Consider the following 1,613-nt stretch of genomic DNA (forward strand, 5'->3'; position numbering starts at 1 on the left):
TGCTCCTTAGAAAGGAGGTGATCCAGCCGCACCTTCCGGTACGGCTACCTTGTTACGACTTCGTCCCAATCGCCGATCCCACCTTCGACGGCTCCCTCCCACAAGGGGTTAGGCCACCGGCTTCGGGTGTTACCGACTTTCATGACGTGACGGGCGGTGTGTACAAGGCCCGGGAACGTATTCACCGCAGCGTTGCTGATCTGCGATTACTAGCGACTCCAACTTCACGGGGTCGAGTTGCAGACCCCGATCCGAACTGAGACCGGCTTTAAGGGATTCGCTCCACCTCGCGGTATCGCAGCCCTCTGTACCGGCCATTGTAGCATGTGTGAAGCCCTGGACATAAGGGGCATGATGACTTGACGTCGTCCCCACCTTCCTCCGAGTTGACCCCGGCAGTCTCTCACGAGTCCCCGCCATTACGCGCTGGCAACATAAGATAAGGGTTGCGCTCGTTGCGGGACTTAACCCAACATCTCACGACACGAGCTGACGACAGCCATGCACCACCTGTACACCGACCACAAGGGGGCCTACATCTCTGCAGGTTTCCGGTGTATGTCAAACCCAGGTAAGGTTCTTCGCGTTGCATCGAATTAATCCACATGCTCCGCCGCTTGTGCGGGCCCCCGTCAATTTCTTTGAGTTTTAGCCTTGCGGCCGTACTCCCCAGGCGGGGTACTTAATGCGTTAGCTACGGCACGGAGTCCGTGGAAGGAGCCCCACACCTAGTACCCACCGTTTACGGCATGGACTACCAGGGTATCTAATCCTGTTTGCTACCCATGCTTTCGCTTCTCAGCGTCAGTTACTTCCCAGAGACCCGCCTTCGCCACCGGTGTTCCTCCTGATATCTGCGCATTTCACCGCTACACCAGGAATTCCAGTCTCCCCTGAAGTACTCTAGTCCGCCCGTATCGCCTGCAAGCTTAAGGTTGAGCCCCAAGTTTTCACAAACGACGCGACGAACCGCCTACAAGCTCTTTACGCCCAGTAATTCCGGACAACGCTCGGACCCTACGTATTACCGCGGCTGCTGGCACGTAGTTGGCCGGTCCTTATTCTACAGGTACAGTCACTTGCGCTTCGTCCCTGTCAAAAGCGGTTTACAACCCGAAGGCCGTCATCCCGCACGCGGCGTCGCTGCATCAGGCTTGCGCCCATTGTGCAATATTCCCCACTGCTGCCTCCCGTAGGAGTCTGGGCCGTGTCTCAGTCCCAGTGTGGCCGGTCACCCTCTCAGGTCGGCTACCCGTCGTCGCCTTGGTGAGCCGTTACCTCACCAACAAGCTGATAGGCCGCGGGCCCATCTCGCACCGATAAATCTTTCCACCACAAGACATGCATCCCGTGGTCATATCCGGTATTAGACCCAGTTTCCCAGGCTTATCCCGAAGTGCAAGGCAGATCACCCACGTGTTACTCACCCGTTCGCCGCTCGTGTACCCCGAAGGGCCTTACCGCTCGACTTGCATGTGTTAAGCACGCCGCTAGCGTTCGTCCTGAGCCAGAATCAAACTCTCCGTTGAAGACTCTCAACCAACCCCCGAAAGGGTCAATCAGAAATATCTAAACTAGAGTCCGAAAACCTAGCATTGCCGAACACCAGCAAA

Annotated in this window: 1 rRNA gene; it reads right to left on the bottom strand. The window is 56.9% G+C overall.

The window, feature by feature from the left end:
• Positions 1-10: 10 nt before the first annotated feature.
• Positions 11-1,529: ribosomal RNA gene (locus tag ACFWUR_RS29635) — 16S ribosomal RNA — on the bottom strand.
• Between the last annotated feature and the right edge of the window lie 84 nt (positions 1,530-1,613).

Origin of the sequence: Nocardia sp. NPDC058633 (genome assembly GCF_042717045.1) — a bacterium.
GTDB lineage: Bacteria > Actinomycetota > Actinomycetes > Mycobacteriales > Mycobacteriaceae > Nocardia.